Annotated in this window: 18 protein-coding genes and 1 tRNA gene; 13 read left to right on the top strand and 6 right to left on the bottom strand. The window is 63.2% G+C overall.

Annotated features, from left to right (window positions below; translation table 11 throughout):
* Positions 1–62 precede the first annotated feature (62 nt).
* The 3 genes from NGK62_RS14990 to NGK62_RS14980 form a co-directional block, all read right to left on the bottom strand.
* Entirely contained in the window at positions 63–4088 is a 4026-nt protein-coding gene (locus NGK62_RS14990; protein WP_251878914.1) for an NACHT domain-containing protein, read from the bottom strand.
* Positions 4076–5011 (bottom strand): hypothetical protein, encoded by a 936-nt coding sequence (locus NGK62_RS14985; RefSeq protein WP_251878912.1) that lies wholly within the window; start codon positions 5009–5011, stop codon positions 4076–4078. Before NGK62_RS14985 ends, NGK62_RS14990 begins: the two co-directional genes overlap by 13 nt.
* A 385-nt stretch (positions 5012–5396) precedes the next feature.
* Positions 5397–5470, bottom strand: a tRNA-Gly gene (locus NGK62_RS14980).
* Between the two features lie 184 nt (positions 5471–5654).
* Between NGK62_RS14980 and trmB the strand changes: the two genes are divergently transcribed.
* The 5 genes from trmB to lysM all read left to right on the top strand — a co-directional run bounded on the left by trmB (position 5655) and on the right by lysM (position 8724).
* Positions 5655–6479: a tRNA (guanosine(46)-N7)-methyltransferase TrmB gene (trmB, locus tag NGK62_RS14975; protein WP_165867763.1), complete on the top strand. Its 825-nt coding sequence runs from the start codon at positions 5655–5657 to the stop codon at positions 6477–6479.
* Positions 6479–7417 carry a prolyl aminopeptidase gene (pip, locus tag NGK62_RS14970; protein ID WP_118931501.1) on the top strand — a complete coding sequence of 313 codons (939 nt, stop codon included), beginning with the start codon at positions 6479–6481 and terminating at the stop codon, positions 7415–7417. Before trmB ends, pip begins: the two co-directional genes overlap by 1 nt.
* 14 nt (positions 7418–7431) lie before the next feature.
* The gene (thiS, locus tag NGK62_RS14965) at positions 7432–7632 is read left to right on the top strand and encodes a sulfur carrier protein ThiS (RefSeq protein WP_057285417.1); all 201 of its coding nucleotides are present in this window, start codon (positions 7432–7434) and stop codon (positions 7630–7632) included.
* Between the two features lie 284 nt (positions 7633–7916).
* A complete protein-coding gene (locus NGK62_RS14960) occupies positions 7917–8234 on the top strand; it encodes a hypothetical protein (RefSeq protein WP_118931500.1) in 318 nt (105 codons plus the stop codon).
* A gap of 43 nt (positions 8235–8277) precedes the next feature.
* Positions 8278–8724 carry a peptidoglycan-binding protein LysM gene (gene lysM, locus NGK62_RS14955; protein ID WP_054459342.1) on the top strand — a complete coding sequence of 149 codons (447 nt, stop codon included), beginning with the start codon at positions 8278–8280 and terminating at the stop codon, positions 8722–8724.
* Between the two features lie 294 nt (positions 8725–9018).
* On the opposite strand, the gene ffh is transcribed toward lysM, so the two are convergent.
* A complete protein-coding gene (ffh, locus tag NGK62_RS14950; RefSeq protein ID WP_054459340.1) occupies positions 9019–10425 on the bottom strand; it encodes a signal recognition particle protein in 1407 nt (468 codons plus the stop codon).
* 106 nt (positions 10426–10531) lie between these two features.
* Between ffh and NGK62_RS14945 the strand changes: the two genes are divergently transcribed.
* The 4 genes from NGK62_RS14945 to NGK62_RS14930 all read left to right on the top strand — a co-directional run bounded on the left by NGK62_RS14945 (position 10532) and on the right by NGK62_RS14930 (position 12928).
* Entirely contained in the window at positions 10532–11374 is an 843-nt protein-coding gene (locus tag NGK62_RS14945) for a cytochrome C assembly family protein (RefSeq protein WP_059373914.1), read from the top strand.
* A 1-nt stretch (position 11375) separates the two neighbouring features.
* Entirely contained in the window at positions 11376–11639 is a 264-nt protein-coding gene (locus tag NGK62_RS14940; protein WP_059373915.1) for a PP0621 family protein, read from the top strand.
* Between the two features lie 72 nt (positions 11640–11711).
* A complete protein-coding gene (ampD, locus tag NGK62_RS14935) occupies positions 11712–12290 on the top strand; it encodes a 1,6-anhydro-N-acetylmuramyl-L-alanine amidase AmpD (protein ID WP_251878910.1) in 579 nt (192 codons plus the stop codon).
* Between the two features lie 17 nt (positions 12291–12307).
* Positions 12308–12928, top strand: coding sequence for a glutathione S-transferase family protein (locus NGK62_RS14930; RefSeq protein ID WP_059373917.1), 621 nt, complete (start codon positions 12308–12310; stop codon positions 12926–12928).
* Positions 12929–12945: 17 nt separating this feature from the next.
* Here the strand turns inward: NGK62_RS14930 and NGK62_RS14925 are convergent, their stop codons facing one another.
* Positions 12946–13764 carry an IclR family transcriptional regulator gene (locus NGK62_RS14925; protein ID WP_059374026.1) on the bottom strand — a complete coding sequence of 273 codons (819 nt, stop codon included), beginning with the start codon at positions 13762–13764 and terminating at the stop codon, positions 12946–12948.
* Positions 13765–14093: 329 nt separating this feature from the next.
* Between NGK62_RS14925 and NGK62_RS14920 the strand changes: the two genes are divergently transcribed.
* From NGK62_RS14920 to NGK62_RS14905, 4 genes are read left to right on the top strand one after another with little or no spacing between them, the layout of a single operon-like run.
* Positions 14094–15095: a 2-dehydro-3-deoxygalactonokinase gene (locus NGK62_RS14920; RefSeq protein WP_251878908.1), complete on the top strand. Its 1002-nt coding sequence runs from the start codon at positions 14094–14096 to the stop codon at positions 15093–15095.
* A 9-nt stretch (positions 15096–15104) separates the two neighbouring features.
* On the top strand, positions 15105–15758 hold the full coding sequence (locus NGK62_RS14915; RefSeq protein ID WP_251878906.1) for a 2-dehydro-3-deoxy-6-phosphogalactonate aldolase: 654 nt from the start codon (positions 15105–15107) through the stop codon (positions 15756–15758).
* Positions 15755–16903 carry a galactonate dehydratase gene (dgoD, locus tag NGK62_RS14910; protein ID WP_059373920.1) on the top strand — a complete coding sequence of 383 codons (1149 nt, stop codon included), beginning with the start codon at positions 15755–15757 and terminating at the stop codon, positions 16901–16903. The genes NGK62_RS14915 and dgoD overlap by 4 nt, the downstream gene beginning before the upstream one ends.
* A gap of 42 nt (positions 16904–16945) precedes the next feature.
* A complete protein-coding gene (locus NGK62_RS14905) occupies positions 16946–18256 on the top strand; it encodes an MFS transporter (RefSeq protein WP_251878904.1) in 1311 nt (436 codons plus the stop codon).
* A 77-nt stretch (positions 18257–18333) separates the two neighbouring features.
* On the opposite strand, the gene NGK62_RS14900 is transcribed toward NGK62_RS14905, so the two are convergent.
* Positions 18334–19533, bottom strand: a complete 1200-nt coding sequence (locus tag NGK62_RS14900) for an MFS transporter (RefSeq protein WP_251878902.1) — start codon at positions 19531–19533, stop codon at positions 18334–18336.
* Between the last annotated feature and the right edge of the window lie 176 nt (positions 19534–19709).

Here is a 19709-nt window from a genome sequence, read left to right as displayed (position 1 = left end):
CGCCGCCCAAAAAAATAACGACAAGCAAGATAATGGGAAAAGATCGATATCCAGCCCCCCACCTATATTGGCTGCTGCCTGGCTCGAGATTCCATCAGTTCGGCCGTGAGCCTCAAATCTGCCAAGCCGCTCCAAACAAGGCTTTCGTTATATTCTATCTTCGCGCGGCTCGACTCAACATAGAATGGTGCCGCCTCTGACTTTCTTCCAAACCTAAGTAGCTGCGCACCAAACCAATAAGGTTCTATTCCATTTTTAGGCATAGCGTCCAACAAAACCCGGGAGATTTTTCGAAAACCGAGCCGATCTAAGCAAGCAATCGCATCCAACTGAAGATGGGAATCATCTTTGCCCCCCTCAGCTGAATTTAGAATGAGTTTGATCGCACGAAGATCCCCATGCTCTTCCACATAATCCGCTGCTCGCCAGACTTGGTCAACCGGGTCATCATTGCTAAATACTTGATCGAATATTAACTGGTCCCTGACCTCATCTTCGAGCACACTTTTCACTAGATTCCTGTCTGTCTGAAATAAAAATCCACTGACCAACTCGGAAGCATCCAGGCCCTCAACAAGCGTTTTCGCTTCGTCCTCGCGGCCAAGATCGTGAAGGAGACCGGCAAGAGTGCGTCGATCCTCGGGACGTTCTGGCTGACACGAGAGACACTGATTCAGCCATCCATTCACATCCGAATAGCGCGCACGGTGCAGCTCCTGTGCAATCTCAATTTTCTCTGTAGTAGACAACTCACCGCGAAGTAGTTGGCTTAACACTCCATGCCCCGCATTATGGGAGGGCGAATCTGCATCTGCGTAATTTATAACGAGAGCGCAGACTGCTACACGTTCACTGAGACTATTTCCTTCATTTTTCGCAAAGCCTAGTAGCGAGCTATAGTCGCTGTAGAGGCCGCACTTCAGAAGCTGTTCCGCATGCCGTGGCCACCCCGAATACTCCTCGCCAGCCGAATCACGAAGACCCGAATTCAATTGCTCAACGATTGACGCAGCAACGATCTGAGTCTGCTCCCGACCAACCAGTTTGGCATAGGCCTTAAAGAAATCGACGATTAACCACCATCCCACCTCTTTCGACAGCAATATCTGTTTGAGCCTGCATGCAGCGAGATCTCGATCCAGATTTGCCGCGAGCTCGATTCCTTCGAGAACCACTTCCATATCTTCACAGCTAATCAAGATAATTAGCGGCAGAGAGAGCAGCTCATTCAGAATCTGTTCGGCACCCGTGGCGTCGCCTAGCTCGCGGCAGATTTTGGCCAGTTCAACCATTTCCCAGATCGATAGAGGCTGGTCATCCTTAATAGATTGGATCGCTGATTTCTTCAGCTCCGGCAACTTCAGTCGATTTGCAACCTTCGCAATCTTGCGGCGATCCCAGAAAGTAAGATCGGTAGAATTTGCTATGTCCCTAAGCAAAACCTCCCGCTGTACAGGCGCATCTGCAGCCAACGCCTCCAATGCACTGAGGCGAGTACCGATATCGATCGAGTCATCCTGCGTCAGCAATAGCAACGAGTCCGAACGAAGACCTACACGCCGCTCTTTAGCAGCTTTCAGCCGCCATGCAGGAGGCACCGCGGCGTTCTGCGAAATTTGACCGAGTATCGCCTGCGCCTTCTCATTGTCGTCATGATGCCAAATGGCTTTGATTGCCTTGAGCGCGAACTCCACAGACGTAGCGGGATGCGCAGCGATCCGGATCAGAGGCTGTATCACCTCCTTATTTGTGCCGTATCTGCCAATAGCCCGAAGTGCTTCTATTTTTTCCGACGTACTTGTCTCGCTGGATCTTAACGCCTGCTGTACCCGCGGCATCTCCTCAAGCTCCCAACCTTGATTGCCCAACGAGGCTCCGACGCGCAAGACATCCCGCGCCGAGAGTTCCCCGTCGTCCAGCATGGCAAGCAGCTCAGAATCGACAAGGTCGTCATAGCCATCCTCGCCATCAATGCAGATCAGAGTTTCAGCGGAAGCCACACGCTCAGCCACAGGCCGCGTGCTATCCTGCAGGATAGCCATGAGCGGATCCCAAACGAGATGATTTCGTATATGTTCTAGCTCGTCAAACGCGATGGCTGCACGTGTGCGATGGAGAACGTCAACGCTATCGTCTCGCGCGATACGAGCAAAGGCAAAGGCGGCATGCCGCAAGAGGCCTACGCTCTTCAACTCTTCCGCTGCCTTTACGCGCTCACGAGCCAAGATATCGCTATCGCGAACGATGGTACGCAGCAGGCTCCAGCCAAGCTTGGCCTCGCCTAGTTCACATAACACACCCGCAGCCTTGATGCGTAGACCGATATTTTCATCCCTCAGGAAACCCGTAACTAGTAAACGAGCATCCTCCGGCGCGCCGAGTAGTGCCACGCTTCGAGCCAGTCTCGGCTCCTTCAACGACCGTGCTCGGGAGAGAACAAAGGCGGACATTGCCTTCCCATCGAGAATCGGCAGTGCATGCTCGAGCAGATGGGCAGCCTTGTACACCTGAGGATCCCCATCGAGCAGATGTGCAACTGCCGCTTCCACAGCAGAACTTGCTTCATCCGCCATGTCGAGACGAACAAGCTGGTCGACAGTGAGCCAGTCGATTTCTAGTTCATTTTTGTCGAGGCTAGAACGAAGTACAGATCGCGCCTCGTGATCGAAACCGAGATCGGCGAACGCACGGGCTACCTCAGCTTTTTCGCTCACACTTTCGCACGACGCGAGTATCCGCTCCAAAGCCTGCTTTCCCATCAGCCGATCCTGGTGAGTCGCTATCGACTGGGCGGCCGCAACGGCCTCACGGAAATTGGACCGACGTTGGACGGAGTCATCCGGCAACTGAGCCGCCGCGTGTAGATAAGGTACCGCAAGTTCAGCCTCTCCCATCACCATCAGTCGCGCTAGTGTGCTGGAAAATAGCTGGGCGGGCTCGATACCGTCGTTGATCGCGCATAGATCTGCGAGAAGCACCCGATTCTCCGGCGTTCGTTCCTGTTCATAAAGAATGGATGCGGCGTCGATCCTCGTCCAATCCTCGTCACCGCTCTCCGCTACATCTCGCAGCGCCCTAAGTGCTTCCTCGCGATAGTCGTGTTTGAGCAGAAGTTCTGCCGCCGTCACTCTATCGGGCGAATAGCCATCATGTCTCTCTGCTAACCAGAGAAGATGCTCCAGGGCTTCGTCAGGTTCTCCCGCGTCGAGCAGGCATTCCGCGATGAAGGTGTCGGACGTGCAAACGGTGGAATCAAGTTCTTCGATCAGTAGATAGCACACGGCGGCGCATGCTTCAGCGAGCATCGCGAGAATGTGTTGAGCCAGAATGGTAGGCCCAGAATCTTTCGCCTCCCTTATAAAACGCTTAGCAACGCTGATTGCGACCTTATTGTGTTCTGGCTGTTGCACTGCGGCCATGACCTGGGCGGCACATTGGAGACCTTTCTCGCCATATTCCAGGAGGGACCGCAAGACAGGCTCCACATTCAGACCATCGCGGTCCCAGAGCAACAGAAGCTGCTCTATCACGGCCCATCCCTCGCGAAAGGGCTCGACCTCTCTTTGAAAGCCGACACCGGGTGTGTACCGTCTGGCGAGATCCAACGCGCGATAGTAGGAACGGAACAAATCGTGCGAAAAAGTGCATTTGATGCCGCTGCTGCGGACCAGTGCAGTACGGTCGAGCAACCTGCCGAGAGCGTCTTCCGCACGTAAGGCTGACAAACTGCCTGTAAGTGCTTGAACAAGCGAGTTGTGCTGACGCTGCCGAACCAAATCCGCAATTGTGGTTTCATTCCCCGCAATAATGCACAGTAGCTCGCTTAAGAAGGCCATCTTACTGGGGTCGGCTTCGGTAGCCTTCTCAAGCGCATTGGCCACATAGTGCTCGTATAGATCGATTTTTCGTTTGTGCAGTTCGCCGCTTCTTGCAAAGATCTGAGCGGACATGGCGAGAAACAATGGAACACCCCGGATAAACCGGTATTCTTGTAGAGCAAGAAGCCCCACGAACTTGTCGCGAAGGGTCAATTCCGAGATATATTTTTCTGCAAAGATTGCCTGCCCAGTTATATCTACTGGCTCCACTCTCCAGCGAGAAAATGGGCTACTAGCCGAAATTGAAGCGATGGCTTCTGGTCTCGATGTGACGATGAATTGGAAACTGCTGTCCTGTTCGGCATGAAGGCGAACAATGTCCCACACTTCTCGACGTTCCCGGCTTTCAAGTTCGTCGAGACCGTCAACAAATATGAGCCAGTTGCGATGGCCATCAGCGGTATTTGCAACGAAAAAATCGAAAGGTAAAGGCCGGCGCAGCCTCCCGCCGAGGCTTGAAGTCGTGGCGCGGTGTAGCGCAGTCGCGACGTCTCCCGAACCCGCAAGGTCTGCCGCCCGAATCCAACAAGGAAGCCGAAGGTCATCAAAGGCAACTTCGTGTCTGTCCTGAAGCAGCGCTTGAGCTTCCGTCCAGGCCAGATGACGCAGGAAGGTCGATTTCCCGCTCCTCCATCCCCCTCGATGATGTGATTGCCTACCGCCGTGATGTCAGACGGCCCAAAAGAGGACGCGGAAAACGGCGTACTTGTCAGCGGTCGAATCGACATCGGTACGTAATCGTCTGAGAGGATCCGATCTTGGTCCAGTGCTGGAAACCGATTGCAGTAGGACGCCGTCGCGATGACGAAATCGCGACGCAGCAGGAGCATATCCAAAGACGTCGCGAACCTTGGCTCTTCATTCAGCAGGATGCGGATGGCTTTTTCGCGCTGCGATGGTGTCGTCGCTTCCAGCCAGTTTTTCTCAAACAGCGCATACGCTTTCGACGAGACTCGAGCTCGGCGAAACTTCCGCGATAAAGACGCGCCGATGGTTCTCAAACCTCGTACTGCGGCGGTAGCAGTAGCCTCAATACTCTTCGAGGCAAGATCCGTCGCAATATTCGGTAGCGCTTCCGCTAGGTACGGCGAAAGCTCGGACGCAAGATAGGCAATGTTGGGGATGGTCTGCACCGGCTCATAATACTCTCACCGCGGCATCTCTCAACGGCCCGCTTGCGACAATCAAGCGCCTCGTCGCACAAGGCAATATCTTTCCTCGACGGAAGGTCCGGATGTTGGCTGAAGATGATGTTCTCTCTCTCGCCAAACTATTAAGGTCTGAAATCATATGGCCAACACTAAAATGCGCGGTGAATGTCGCTCATTTCATCCTGACGCCTCCAACAACAATGCGATTTGGGACCTACTCATTGCTTTGAGCATCAGTACCACTTCGGAAGTAGTTGCCCGCAGTTTTTTGCGGAGAATCGGGATTGGTTTAAAAAACAACAATCTCGAAAATGACAACATGACGCCCACCGGAACTCGGTGAAGTCCTTAAATTGACTGGCGCAGATGGAGCGGGTGATGGGAATCGAACCCACGCTTGAGGCTTGGGAAGCCGCCGTTCTACCATTGAACTACACCCGCTCGGGTGTCGTGCCCTCGGCGCAAAGCCGAAGCAGAGGCGGCGATTATAGCGCGCCTTTTTTCATCGCCGCCGCCTGACGTCGCCCTGCCGCAGCGGCCCTCAGCCTCAAGGTTGTAAATATGTCCCCAATTTAGTGCATCTGGGCGACAGCGGCGCGCCGGGCCTGCCACTACAATTCGGGCTATGAATACGAACACCCCCGAAAACAACCCCGCAGCCGCCTCGGCCCCGGCTGCCGCAAGCACCCCCGCGACGCCTGGCGGCGAACCCTCGGCTACCGCCGTTTCCCCGGAAACGCAGGCTGCGCTGGCCAGTACCGCCCACGCTCCCAACAGCCCCGGCGCGACCCATATCCGCAGTTTCGTGCACCGCCGCGGCCACATTACGCAGGGCCAGCTGGCCGCGCTCGAGCGCCTGATGGGCCAATGGTCCATCCCGTATGCGCCGCGCCGCCTGGATCCCGCCGCCGCCTTCGGCCGGCAGGCGCCGACGGTGCTGGAGATCGGTTTCGGCATGGGCGAAACCACCGAGAAGATCGCGCTGGCGCGCCCGGGCGACAACTTCCTGGGCGTGGAAGTGTTCAACGCCGGCGTCGGCTCGCTGCTGCGCCGCATTGAAGACTCCAGCATCCCGAACCTGCGCATCATCCAGCACGACGCCGTGGAAGTGGTGCGCGACATGATCGCCCCCGATTCGCTGGCCGGCGTGCACATCTACTTCCCGGATCCGTGGCCCAAGAAGCGCCATCACAAGCGCCGCCTGATCCAGCCCGCGTTCATCTCGCTCTTGGCCAGCCGCATCGCGCCGGGCGGCTACATCCATTGCGCCACCGATTGGGAAGACTACGCGGTGCAGATGCTGGAAGTGCTGGGCAACGAGCCGCAGCTTGCGAACACCGCGGACGGCTACGCCCCCCGCCCCGATTACCGCCCCCTGACCAAATTCGAGAACCGCGGCCTGCGCCTGGGCCACGGCGTCTGGGACCTGATCTTCAAGCGAGTCGCCTGATGCTATACCCGCCCATCGAACCCTACCGCCAAGGCACGCTGGACACCGGCGACGGCCACCAGATCTACTGGGAACTCTGCGGCAATCCGCAGGGCAAGCCCGCCGTGTTCCTGCATGGCGGCCCCGGCAGCGGCTGCTCGCCCGTGCATCGGCAGCTGTTCGATCCGCAGCGCTACAACGTGCTGCTGTTCGATCAGCGCGGCTGCGGCCGTTCGCGGCCCCACGCCAGTCTGGACAACAACACGACCTGGCATCTGGTATCCGACATCGAGCGCCTGCGCACCGAGGTCATGGGCGCGGAAAAGTGGCTGGTGTTCGGCGGGTCCTGGGGTTCGACGCTGGCGCTGGCCTATGCGGAAACGCATGTATCGCACGTGAGCGAGCTGGTGCTGCGGGGCATTTTCGGGCTGCGCAAGGCAGAAATCCAGTGGTTCTATCAGGAAGGCGCGTCGTGGCTATTCCCCGACCGCTGGGAAGAATATCTGGCGCCGATTCCGGAAGACGAGCGCGGCGACCTGGTGGCCGCGTATCACAAGCGCCTGACGGGCGATGACCCGGCCGAGCAGTTGCGCGCGGCCAAGGCCTGGAGCAAGTGGGAAGACAGCACCATCACGCTGCTGCCCAGCCCGCGCCATCAGCAAAGCCATGCCGCCGACCGTGCCGCGCTGGCATTCGCACGCATCGAGAACCACTACTTCGTGAACCACGGCTTCATGGAAGAAGGCCAGTTGATCCGCGACGCGCACAAGCTGCGCGGCGTTCCGGGCACCATCGTGCAGGGGCGCTACGACGTCTGCACGCCCGCGCGCACCGCCTGGGACCTGCACCGCGCCTGGCCCGAAGCCGAATTCCACCTGGTCCCGGACGCGGGCCATGCGTTTGACGAACCCGGCACGTTGGCGCGGCTGATCGCCGCCACCGACGGCTATGCGCGATAACTGAGGAGACCTGCATGCACATCACCCTGAACGGAGACGCACGGGAGTTTCCCCTGGACACGACCGTGAACGAACTGCTGGAGGCCCTGGGCTATGCCGGCAAGCGCGTGGCCGTGGAACGCAACGGCGAAATCGTGCCCAAGAGCCAGCACGCGCAGACCGCGCTGACGGACGGCGACCAGGTCGAAATCGTGGTGGCCGTGGGCGGCGGCTGACGCCTGCGCCGCGTTGAAAAACTGCCAAGACAAGGGCCGCTGCGATAGCGGCCCTTGTCGCATGTAGCCGCGCGCCCGATGCGGTTTAGACCGATCGCGGCGCATTCCCTGCAAACTGACCAGCATTCTTGCGTAGTCTGCCAACAGGCTAGCAACCTGTTACACGTTAACCCCTCGTCGCGCGGGGAATGTGCGAGTCATAATCGTTCCTGCTGGTTTCGTACTCTCTTGTCTTGCTGTTGTTCTAGCGTTGCACATCGCCCTCGCGGGGCAGAGGAGGCATCATGAACACCGCAGTCATCATCAACCTGATCATCCAGCTTGTCGCCGGCGCTGCCGGGGGCAATGGCCTGGGAAAGATGCTCCAGCAGTTCAATCTGGGCCCGTTGGGCAACACCATCGCAGGCGCCATCGGCGGCCTGGCTGGGGGTTCCTGGCTGGCTCCGATGATCACCGCAGGAGCGAACGCGGTTGCAGCGGGCAATACGGGACTGGATCTTTCCGCGATCGCCAGCAGCGTGGTCGGCGGCGGCGTCGGTGGCGCCGTGCTGACCCTGATCGCCGGCGTCGTGCGCAAAATGTTCATGGGCCAAAAGCCCTGATGGCACTTGTTTCTCTCACCGCAACATAGATAAAGGAAACACTATGGGTCTGCTCAATTTCATCAAGGACGTTGGAGAAAAGCTCTTCGGCGCCAGCGAGGCCAAGGCCGCGACGGCGGACGAATTGAAGAAAGAGCTCGATAAGCACGGCCTGAATGCCGACGGCTTGCAGATCTCGGTCGATGGCGACAAGGTCACGGTGGCGGGCGAGGCCCTCAGCACGGAAGCGGCCGAGAAGATCACTCTGGCGCTGGGCAACACCGTGGGCGTGGCCCAGGTGGACAACCAACTGAAGGTGAAGCAGGCCACCCCGGAAGCCAAGATGTACACGGTACAGAAGGGCGACAACCTGTGGAAGATTGCCGAGGCGCAATACGGCAAGGGCCAGGGCGCGAAGAACAACCTGATCTTCGAAGCCAACAAGCCCATGCTGACCAGCCCCGACAAGATCTATCCGGGCCAGGTGCTGCGCATCCCGCCCCTGTCCTGATCATTGCGATAAATCGGACAGGCCGGAAGGCACCCATGCGCTTTCCGGCTTGCATCGCGGCAGGCGCCCCCTGCTAGCCGCGATTACTTGGCCAGACGCAACGTCTGGCCATTTTTTTGCCCGTCTCTCCAATAAAAAATGCCCCAACAGGGGCATTCCAGTCGGGCGCAAGAAGGCCTTTTTCCGCCGGGCCGCCCCAAGGAAAAAGAGCCCCCTCGGGAGGCAGAGAGCTCACGCAGTGAGCGAAGCGTGGGGGCACCGCAAGCGCACGCAGTGCGCGCGCCGTGGGCGGCCTCACTTCATTCCAAAGCGGCCCAAGCCCTTCATGCCGCCCATGGCGCGCATCATCTTGGCCATGCCGCCCTTCTTCATCTGCTTCATCATGCCCTGCATCTGGTCGAACTGCGCGAGCAGGCGGTTGACTTCCTGCACCGGCACGCCGGAACCGGCCGCGATGCGGCGCTTGCGCGAGGCCTTGATGAGTTCGGGCTTGGCGCGTTCGGCCGCGGTCATGGAATTCAGGATGCCTTCGGTGCGGCGCAGCTGCTTTTCAGCCTGCCCACCCTGCAGCTGGCCAGCGGCCTGCTGGAACTGGGCCGGCAGCTTTTCCAGCAGCGAGCCCATGTCGCCCAGCTTCTTCACCTGGCCGAGCTGGTCGCGGAAGTCGTTCAGGTCGAACTTGTTGCCCGACTTGATCTTCGCGGCCAGCTTCTGGGCTTCGGCGATGTCGATGTTCTTCTGAGCCTGTTCGACCAGCGACACGATGTCGCCCATGCCGAGCACGCGCTGCGCCATGCGCTCGGGGTAGAAGGGCTCCAGGCCATCGAGCTTTTCCGAGACGCCGACGAACTTCAGCGGCTTGCCGGTGACGTGGCGCACCGACAGGGCCGCGCCGCCGCGGGCGTCGCCGTCCAGCTTGGTCAGCACCACGCCGGTCAGGGGCAGCGCTTCGGCGAAGGCGCGCGCGGTGTTGACCGCGTCCTGGCCCTGCATGGCGTCGACCACGAACAGCGTTTCCACCGGCTTGACCAGGTCATGCAGCGCGCGGATTTCGCGCATCATGGCCTCGTCGATGCCCAGGCGGCCGGCCGTGTCCAGGATCAGCACGTCATAGTGATGGCGGCGCGCATGGTCCACCGCGTTGCGGGCGATGTCCTCGGGCTTCTGGCTGGGGTCGGACGGCAGGAAGTCCACGCCAACCTGGGCCGCCACGCTCTTCAGCTGATCGATAGCGGCCGGGCGATAGACGTCGGCGGATACCACCAGCACTTTCTTCTTGCCGGTCTTGCGGCCGTGCTGGGTGTGCTGGCCTTCGCTGAGCCAGCGCGCCAGCTTGCCGGTGGTGGTGGTCTTGCCGGCGCCCTGCAGGCCTGCCATCAGGATGACGGCGGGCGGCTGCACCGCCAGCGACAGTTCGCCGGAGTCGGCGCCCAGGTCGCCGCCCATCAGGGCGGTCAGCTCCTTGTGGACCACGCCCACCAGGGCCTGGCCCGGGCTGAGGCTGCTGGCGACTTCTTCGCCCAGCGCCTTTTCCTTCACGCGCGCGACGAACTCGCGCACGACGGGCAGGGCCACGTCGGCTTCCAGCAGCGCCATGCGCACTTCGCGCAGCATCTCCTGGGTGTTGGCCTCGGTCAGGCGGGCTTCCCCGCGCAGCGTCTTGACGACGCGCGACAGGCGTTGAGTTAGGTTATCGAGCATGAGAGGCGTTTCCGCTTAAACTAGTTGATTGAACGGTGGCCGCAGGCGCGGATTCTGCGCTTTCGGGCGGCATGCGCCCCAAGGCCCCATCCAGACAACGGTTTCTATGTCACTAGGCATTGTATTTCACACGGCGGCTGCCTTGGCGTACGCGGTGCTCGGGGGGTCGCTCTGGATCCGCCTGGCCGGCGCCGGCGGCGTGGAACAGACGGGAAAAATCGCCCGCCTGTGCCTGCTGGGAGCCCTGGTTCTCCATGGAATCGGGCTGCAACAATCGATGCTGGGCACCCAGCACCTGTTCATAGGGTGGGCGCTGGCCCTGTCCGCCGCCATCTGGCTGGGCATGGTGGTGTTCTGGCTGGAAAGCCTGCTGGTGCGCATAGACGGCCTGCAATTGCTGCTGCTGCCGGCAGCCACCATCGCCAGCGGCCTGGCCGCCATCTTCCCCCAGGGCCAGTTCGTGCCCCACGCCAATGACGCCTGGCTGCGCGTCCACCTGCTGATCGCCCTGGCGGCCTACGGCCTGATCACCATCGCCGCGCTGCACGCCATGATGATGGCGCTGCTGGACCGCCACCTGCACCGTCCGCTGGACGCCCCCGCCGAACGCAGCATCATCGGCCGCGTGCTGGACTCCCAGCCGCCGCTGCTGGTGCAGGAACAGCTGCTGTTCCGCATCATCTGGATCGGCTTCATCGTGCTGACGCTGGCCGTGGGCACGGGATCCGTGGCGTCCATGAAGCTGACGGGCAAGATCCTGCCGTTCGACCACAAGACCGTGTTCACGCTGTTGTCATGGCTGACCTTCGGCGTGCTGCTGGCCGGCCGCCACATCTGGGGCTGGCGCGGCCGCGTCGCCCTGCGCTGGACGCTGACGGGTTTCGGGTTCCTGATTCTGGCCTATACCGGCAGCCGGTTCGTGCTGGAAATGATTCTGCATCGAGGTTGAAGTGGGCAAGTTGCTGTTCTGGATTGTTCTGATCATCCTGGTGCTGTTCGTGGCCCGCCTGGCCGGCCGCATGGCAGCCGCGCGGCAAGCCGGCCAGCAGGGCGCGAAGAAGCCCAAGACCGATGCGCGCGGCCCCAAGCCGCTGGAGTCCATGGTGCGCTGCGCCCACTGCGGCATCCATCTGCCCCGCTCCGAGGCCTTGCAGCAGAACGGCCAGACCTGGTGCAGCGCGGAGCACGCGCGTCTGGGCCCGGCCCGGCACTGATCCGCCTGATTAGAGGCTTGCCGCCCCGCACGGCATAATGCGTGTTGGAAACCACACGCATGCTCTCTTCCCATGGCCTTGCTTCTGGATCGTCATGGCTGGCTGGCGCCAGCCCCGGGTGTTTCGCTCATGCCCTCCCCCAACTGCGACGCGCGCCCCGCCGGCGCGCAGGCGTCGCTGCTGGTGCTGCACAACATCAGCCTGCCGCCGGGCCAATTTGGCGGCCCTGAAGTCGCGGGGCTGTTCCTGAACACCCTGGACTACGGTTCGCATCCCTGGCTGGAACGGCTGCGCGGCCTGCGCGTGTCGGCGCATTTCTTCATCCGCCGCGACGGCAGCATCGTCCAGTTCGTGTCCACCGACGAACGCGCCTGGCATGCGGGCGTGTCGCGCTTTGCAGGCCGCGAACGCTGCAACGATTTTTCCATCGGCATCGAGCTGGAAGGCACTGACACCTTGCCCTATGCCGAACCCCAGTACCTGGCCCTGCGCAAGCTGACGCCGGTGCTGCGCGCGCGCTATCCCCTGGCGGCAGCCTGGGGACACGAGCACATCGCCCCCGGGCGCAAGACCGACCCCGGGCCCGCTTTCAACTGGACGCGCTTTGCGCGCGACAGCGGCTTTGCACGGCGGCAGCTGCCGCCCGTCTGACACTACAAGGAATGGTTATGTTGAAGATCTGGGGACGCCTGACTTCCGTCAACGTTCAGAAAGTCATGCTGGCGGTGCGCGAACTGGCGCTGCCGCATTCCTTCATTCAGGCGGGCGGCCCGTTCGGCGTGGTCGACACGCCCGAATTCGCCAAGCTGAATCCCAACCGCACCGTGCCGCTCATCGACGACGGCGGCTTCGTGCTGTGGGAATCGAACGCCATCGTGCGCTATCTGGCCGCGCGCTACGGCGCGGGCAGCCTGTGGCCGGAAGACGTCTGCATGCGCGCGGATGCGGACCGCTGGATGGACTGGCAGGCCACCGAATGGCAAGGCGTCATGGGTCCCGCGTTCCTGGGCCTGATCCGCACGCCCGAGGATAAGCGCGACCGCGCCGCCATCGAAAACTCGGTCAAGCGTTCAAATGCGCGCGCCCAGATCCTGGACCAGGCCCTGCAGGGCCGCGAGTTCATCGCTGGCCGCCACCTGACCATGGGCGATATCGCCCTGGTCTGCTCGGCCCACCGCTGGCTGGCCCTGCCGATCGAACGGCCCGACACGCCGGCGCTGTCGGCCTGGTACCGTCGCGTCATGATGCGTCCGGCCCCGCAGGGCGTGCTGACGCTGCCGCTGGAATAAGACGCAGGGCCGCGGCCTCAGCCGCGGTCCACCTTCCACCCCAGTTCCGCTGAAATCCCCGCCGCGGCGCCCTGCACCACGGCGACCATGTCGCGCATGCGCTCCAGCGACATGTAGGGCACCGTGCTGGACACGCTGATCGCCGCGACGATGCCGCTGGAAGCGTCGCGCACGGGCGCCGCCACGCAACGGATCGACGGCTCGTTGTCTTCCAGATCGAACGCATAGCCGTGGGCGGCATAGTCGCGCATGCGGTCGCGGAAGGCCTCCCAGGTCGGGCTGCCGCCTCCCGCGCGCGACGACACCGGCGCGCCGACGCGGTACAGCGCTTTCCATTGCGGCTCTTCGGTATCCAGCAGCAAGGCCTTGCCCACGCCGGTGGCGGCCAGCGGCATGCGGTGCCCCACGCGGGAGCGCATCTCCAGCCCCTTCTTGCCGGGGATCTTTTCCAGGTACAGGACTTCGTCGTTGTCGCGCACGGCCAGGTGGATGGTGTCGCCCGTCTGCTCAGCCAGGCTGTCCAGGTAGGGACGCGCCAGCGTCGCCATCGGAAAGGCTTCGCGCGCCTGGAAGCCCAGTTCGATCAGCTTCGGCCCCAGCACATAGCCCACGCCGGGCAAAGACCGCAGATAGCGTTCCTGCACCAGGCAACTGGCCAGCCGGTGCGTGGTGCTGCGCGCCACGCCGATGCGGGCGCAGATTTCCTTCAGGTCGCGCGCGCCGCCGGACACGGCCTGCACCACCGCCAGGCCGCGCATCAGCGTCTGCGTGCCCGCGGGCGCGGCGGCATCGGGATCCAGGGTGGGCGTACGGTCGGGAGTCTGCGTGGAGGTCATGAAAGCGGGGCCGGGCAACAAGAGACGAGTGCAAGCATAACCGCCGCGATCGCAGCGGGATGCGGGGATAAGACGCGGATTGCGGGCGATTCCCGCAAAGAACGCGGAGGAGGTGAAACAAGCTTCACCGCCATTTATTCCCTATATATGGGATTTAATTCTATATTTTGAGATTTTTCAAGCGCTGATCTAGAATTTTTCCCATCGCCCGCCGCGCGCTCACCTACGCCCGGCAGGCATGAGACAACAAGGTCCGCAGAACCCTGCCCCGCGCCAGCCTCACCGCGCGTCCGCAGCCCGGTTTGCGGCCGGAAACGAGACAGCTTCTGATGACTACCGGATCTCCCGCCCGCGCGGCGCTTATCGCGCTGGATTGGGGCACCTCCTCGCTGCGCGCCTACCGGCTGGATGCCGCCGGCCGCACGCTGGATACGCGCCATCTGCCCTGGGGCATCATGCGCCTGCCGCAGCCGCTGCAGGACGGCGCCGCCACCACCGCCCTGTCGGGCTTCGAACTGGCTTTCGAACAAGCCTGCGGCGACTGGTTGCGCGCCGAACCGGCCCTGCCGGTGATCGCCTGCGGCATGGTCGGCAGCGCCCAGGGCTGGAAGGAAGCCGCCTACCTGGACGTGCCGGTCGACCTGCAGCGCATCGGCACGCTGCTGACCAAGGTCGAGCGCGAGGGCGGCCCCGCCCTGCACATCGTGCCCGGCCTGATCCAGCGCCACGGCCTGCCCAACGTCATACGCGGCGAAGAAACCCAGGTCGTCGGCGTGATGGCGGACCAGGCGACCCACAGCGCCGACAGCGTCCTGATCGGCCTGCCCGGCACCCATTCGAAGTGGGTCAGCGCCCGCCGCGGCCGCGTCACCCACTTCGACACCTTCATGACCGGCGAGGTCTACGCCGCGCTGCGCGGCCACACCATCCTGGGCCGGACCATGGCCGACGCCGCCAGCGCCGACATGGCCGCCTTCGAACGCGGCCTGAAGGTCGCCGGGGCGCCTGCCGGGCGCGCGGGCGTGCTGTCCACCATCTTCAGCACGCGCGCGCTCGGCCTGACCGGCGAACTGGCGCCCGAATCGCAGGCCGACTATCTGTCGGGCCTGCTCATCGGCCATGAAATCGCGGCGCTGGCCGGCATGCTGCAGCAGCAGGGCGAACTGCCCCGCATCGTGCTTTGCGGCGACGCCGCGCTGTGCCGGCGCTACATCCAGGCCATGCAGCACTACGGCCTGGGCACGCCCGAACAGGCGCAGAACGCCACCGAGCGCGGCTTGTGGCACCTGGCCGTCTGCGCCGGGCTGGTCGCCTCGCCCTCCACGGAATAGGAATCGAACATGAACCATCCCGGTCTGCAAACCGCCATGGCCCACTGCGGCCTGATCGCCATCCTGCGCGGCATCAAGCCCGCCGAGGCCGAAGCCATAGGGCTGGAGCTCTACGCCGCCGGCTTTCGCCTGATCGAAGTGCCGCTGAATTCGCCCGACCCGCTGGACAGCATCCGCGCGATGCGCGCGGCGCTGCCCACCGACTGCCTGATCGGCGCGGGCACCGTGCTGGACCCCGAGGACTGCGCCCGCGTCCAGCAGGCTGGCGGGGAACTCATCGTCATGCCGCACGGCGACGCCGCCGTGATCCGCGCAGCCAAGGCGCTGGGCATGGCCTCCTGCCCCGGCGTGGCCACGCCCACCGAAGCCTATGCCGCGCTGGCCGCAGGCGCCGACGTGCTGAAGATGTTCCCGGCCGAGCAGCTCGGCCCCGCCGTGCTGAAGGCCTGGCGCGCCGTGCTGCGTCCGCCGATTGCGCTGGCGCCCGTGGGCGGCATCACGCCCGACAACATCGCCATATACGCCCAGGCGGGCGCCAGCGGCTTCGGCCTGGGCTCCGCCTTGTACAAACCCGGCCTGTCGGCCGCCCAAGTCGGCCAGAACGCGCGCGCATTCATCGCGGCCTGGCAACGCGCCTATCCCGCCCAGGAGACCCAAGCATGAAGATCACCAAGCTCACCACCTACATCGTGCCGCCGCGGTGGTGCTTCCTGAAGATTGAAACGGACGCCGGCATCGTCGGCTGGGGCGAGCCCGTGGTCGAAGGCCGCGCCCATTCGGTCGCCGCCGCCGTCGAGGAACTGTCCGACTACCTGATCGGCAAAGACCCCCGCAACATCGAAGACCACTGGACCGTGCTGTACCGCGGCGGCTTCTACCGCGGCGGCGCCATCCACATGAGCGCGCTGGCCGGAATCGATCAGGCCCTGTGGGACATCAAGGGCAAGGATCTGGGCGTGCCCGTGTCGCAGCTGCTGGGCGGCAACGTGCGCGACCGCATCCGCGTGTACTCATGGATCGGCGGCGACCGCCCGGCCGACACCGCGGCGGCCGCCAAGAGCGCCGTGGAGCGCGGCTTCACCGCCGTGAAGATGAACGGCACCGAGGAGCTGCAGTACATCGATTCCTTCGACAAGGTCGAGAAATGCCTGGAGAACGTGGCCGCCGTGCGCGACGCGGTCGGCCCCAACGTCGGCATAGGCGTGGACTTTCATGGCCGCGTGCACAAGCCCATGGCCAAGGTGCTGATGAAGGAGCTGGACCCGTTCAAGCTCATGTTCATAGAAGAGCCGGTGCTGAGCGAACACTACGAAGCGCTGAAGGAACTGGCCCCGCTGACCTCCACCCCGATCGCGCTGGGCGAACGCCTGTTCTCGCGCTGGGACTTCAAGCGTGTGCTGTCCGAGGGCTATGTGGACATCATCCAGCCCGATCCCTCGCACGCCGGCGGCATCACCGAAACCCGCAAGATCGCGGCCATGGCCGAAGCCTATGACGTGGCGCTGGCCCTGCACTGCCCGCTGGGCCCGATCGCGCTGGCCACCTGCCTGCAGATCGACGCCGGTTGCTACAACGCCTTCATCCAGGAACAAAGCCTGGGCATCCACTACAACGCCGCCAACGACCTGCTGGACTATGTCAGCAATCGCGAAGTCTTCGCCTACGAGGACGGCATGGTCGCGATTCCGCAAGGCCCCGGCCTGGGCATCGAGGTCAACGAGGAATACGTGAAGGAGCGCGCCGCCGTGGGCCACCGCTGGCGCAACCCTGTCTGGCGCCACGCCGACGGCAGCTTCGCCGAATGGTAAGCCGATAAAAATCAGCCGATAAAGAGAAAGAGGAGACATCCCTTGTCCACAGCCACCCACGCCGGCCTGCAGAGCGCCCAGCGCCCCACGCGCAGCCGGTACCTCATCATGGTGATGCTGTTCATCACCGTCGTCATCAACTACCTGGACCGCAGCAACCTGTCGATCGCAGCACCCGCGCTCAAGGACGAGTTCGGCCTGGACACCGTGCATGAAGGCCTGATCCTGTCGGCCTTCGGCTGGACCTACGCCGCCATGCAGATCCCCGGCGGCTGGCTGGTGGACCGGGTATCGCCGCGCCTGCTGTACGCAGCCGCGCTGATCCTGTGGTCGGCAGCCACGTTCTTCATGGGCTTTGCCGGCAGCTTCGTCATCCTGTTCGTGCTGCGCCTGGCCGTGGGCGCGCTGGAAGCGCCCGCCTATCCAATCAATAACCGCGTCGTCACCACCTGGTTCCCGGAACGCGAACGCGCCACCGCCATCGGCTTCTATACCTCGGGCCAGTTCGTCGGCCTGGCGTTCCTGACGCCGGTGCTGGCCTGGCTGCAGCACCACTATGGCTGGCACATGGTGTTCGTCAGCACCGGCCTCCTGGGCATCGTGTGGGGCGTGCTGTGGTTCATGATCTATCGCGAGCCGCGCCAGTTCAAGGGCGCGAACGCGGCGGAAATCGAGCTGATCCAGCAAGGCGGCGGCGTGGTTGACCTGGACCGCAGCGTCAAGGAAAAGAAGGCGCCGTTCAACTGGAGCGACCTGGGCCTGGTCATGAGCAAGCGCAAGCTGTGGGGCGTGTACCTGGGCCAGTTCTGCCTGACGTCGACGCTGTGGTTCTTCCTGACCTGGTTCCCCACCTACCTGGTCAAGTACCGCGGCATGGACTTCATCAAGTCCGGCTTCCTGGCCTCGGTGCCGTTCCTGGCGGCCTTCGTCGGCGTGCTGTGCTCGGGCGTGCTGTCCGACTTCCTGATCCGCCGCGGCGCCACCGTCGGCCTGGCGCGCAAGCTGCCCATCATCCTGGGCCTCCTGATCTCCACGTCCATGATCGGCGCCAACTTCACCGATTCCACGCCCTGGGTGATCTTCTTCCTGGCCCTGGCCTTCTTCGGCAACGGCCTGGCATCGATCACCTGGTCGCTGGTGTCCACGCTGGCGCCGGTGCGCCTCTTGGGCCTGACCGGCGGCGTGTTCAACTTCGTGGGCAACCTGTCGTCGATCTGCACGCCCATCGTGATCGGCTTCCTGGTGACGAAGGACAGCTTCGCGCCTGCCATTGTGTACGTGTCGTCACTGGCCTTGCTGGGCGCGCTGTCGTACATCCTGCTGGTGGGGAAGGTGGAGCGGATCGAGGCTTGAAACGCTGCGGTTCTCCGGCATGAAAAAGGGCGCCTGCATGCCACAGGCGCCCTTTTTGCTTGCTGCGCGTCGCGCGCTCAGCAGCCCTGCATCGCCACCTTGCGCTGGCGCTCGTTGCTTGCGCGCTGCCACAGCACCAGGCCCAGGCCGGCCGCGGCGATAACGGCGCCGGCTACAGGCACCGCGGCATAGCCCATGCCCGCCGAGATCACGCCCCCGCCCGCCGCCGCGCCCAGCGCGTTGCCCAGGTTGAAGGCGCCCACGTTCACCGACGAGGCCAGGCCCGGCGCATCGGTGGCGGCGCGCATCACCCGCATCTGCAGCGGCGGCACCACGGCGAACGTGCCGAAGCCGAAGATCAGCAGCGCAATGGCTGCGCCGGTCTGCGTCGTGGCCAGCCACGGGAATGCCAGCAGGTCGGCGATGATCAGCACCAGGAAGGCGATCAGGCTGCCGTCCAGCGAACGGTCGGCAAAGCGCCCGCCCATCGTGTTGCCGAGGGTGAAGCCGACGCCGATCAGCACCAGCATCGCCGTGACGAAGTTGGGCGAAGCGCCCGTCAACTCCGCCAGGGTCGGCGCCACGTAGGTGTAGAGCGTGAACATCGCGCCCGCACCCAGCACCGTGGTCAGCAAGGCCACCAGCACCACCGGGCTCTTCAGCACGGCGAGTTCACGGCGGATGTCGGGACGGCGACCCGCCTCACCCGCCGGCAACGCGAACCATAGCGACAACATCGCGATCAGGCCCAGCACCGAGGTCGCGGCAAACGACATGCGCCAGCCGATGACCTGGCCCAGCCAGGTGGCTGCTGGCACCCCGCCAACGTTGGCGATGGTCAGCCCCAGGAACATGGTGGCCACGGCGCTGGCCTGCTTGTGGCGCGGCACCACGCTGGCCGCCACCAGCGAACCCAGGCCGAAGAACGCGCCATGGTTCAGACTGGTGACCAGGCGCGCCAGCAGCAGCGTCGTGTAGTTGGGCGACAGCGCGGACAGCACGTTGCCCACCGTGAAGATCGCCATCAGCACCAGCAAGGCGTTGCGGCGCGACCAGCGCGACAGGGCCAGCGTCATCAACGGCGCGCCCACCATCACGCCGATGGCGTAGGCGCTGATCAGCATGCCGGCGCTGGGAATGGACACATCCACCCCTTCGGCGATGACGGGCAACAGGCCCATGGGAGAAAACTCGGTCACGCCGATGCCGAAGGCACCGACGGCGAGCGCCAGCAATGGCAGGCCGGCCTTCACCGGCTGGGAGTCCTGGGGATTCATGTGGTTTCCTTGGGTTCGATTGCGCCGACCAGGGACCGGGCCGGCGCAAAGGGCCGGAGCGCGGGAAAACCCGATCGGAAGGCAGGCGGCCAGTATGCCGCCGTCATCCTTGCGGAAAAAGGCAGGAAACAGCGAAACACTTTTGACTTGGAGTCATGAATCCAGGAAACGGGCCG

This window comes from Achromobacter sp. Marseille-Q4954, from assembly GCF_943737025.1.
Taxonomy (GTDB): domain Bacteria; phylum Pseudomonadota; class Gammaproteobacteria; order Burkholderiales; family Burkholderiaceae_B; genus Achromobacter; species Achromobacter bronchisepticus_A.
Note: the sequence above shows the minus strand (reverse complement) of the source record. Positions and strands in the feature narration are given on the sequence as shown.